1 protein-coding gene is annotated in these 1,175 nt (G+C 64.8%); it reads left to right on the top strand.

The features are described 5' to 3' along the window. Window positions 1-1,175: type VI secretion system Vgr family protein (locus ACF8LI_RS22495; protein ID WP_392429832.1), on the top strand; the 1,175-nt coding region annotated here is incomplete at both ends.

The raw sequence follows: 1,175 nt of genomic DNA on the forward strand, positions 1-1,175 counted from the left end.
GGCGACCAGAACCGGCAGTACCTGATCACGGGCCTGAGCTACCACCTCAAGGAGAATCCCCGCGTCAGCGCCGTCGCCCCGGGCGCCAAGGGCAGCGCCGCCGAAGACGGCTCCTTCCAGCGCTACGAGCTGCAGGCCCAGCCCACCAGCCTGGCCTTCACGCCGCCGCGCACCACGCCCAAGCCGCGCACCACGGGCCCGCAGACTGCCGTCGTCGTGGGTCCGGCCGGAGAAGAAATCTGGACCGACGAATACGGCCGCATCAAGGTGCAGTTCCACTGGGACCGGCTGGGCAGCAAGGACCAGAACTCCAGCTGCTGGATCCGCGTGGCCACCAACTGGGCAGGCCCGGGCTTTGGCGCCATCTCGATCCCCCGCATAGGGCATGAGGTGGTGGTGGACTTCCTCAATGGCGACCCCGACTATCCGCTGGTCACGGGCTGCGTCTACAACGCGGCCAACATGCCGCCCTGGGCGCTGCCGGCCAATGCCACGCAATCGGGCATCAAGACCCGATCGAGCAAGGATGGCAACCCGGGGTCAGGCATGAAGAACGGCCAGGGCGACGCCAACGCCATCCGCTTCGAGGACAAGGCGGGCGCCGAACAGCTGTGGCTGCATGCGCAAAAGGACCAGCTCACCGAAGTCGAGAACGACGAGGACAAATGGGTGGGCAACGACCGGCGCAAGACCATCGACCGGGACGAGACCAGCGTCATCCACCGCGACCGCACCGAGACCGTGGACCGCGACGAGACCATCACCGTGCACAACAACCGCACGGAGCGGGTGGACCACGACGAGAAGATCAGCATCGGCGACAACCGCAACGAGGATGTCGGCATCGACGAGAACATCTCCATCGGCAAGAACCGCAGCAAGACCATCGGCAAGACCGAGACCGACAAGATAGGCCAGAACTGGCACGTCACGGTCGGCCTGCTCAAGACCCAGACCATAGGCATGGCCTACATGCAGAACGTGGGTGGGATGAAGATGATGAACATCGGCGTCAACTACATGGAAAACATCGGCGTGGCCATGCAGACCCATGTGGGCATGAACCAGAGCCTCACCGTGGGGCAGGATCGCCAGGTCAAGGTCGGCAGCAAGCAAAGCACCGAAGTGGGCTCGCAGTACTCGCTGACCGTGGGAGGAGGAGGCGGAGGTGGCAG

Origin of the sequence: Delftia sp. WSY_12, from assembly GCF_043104645.1 — a bacterium.
Classification (GTDB): Bacteria; Pseudomonadota; Gammaproteobacteria; order Burkholderiales; family Burkholderiaceae_C; genus Comamonas; species Comamonas tsuruhatensis.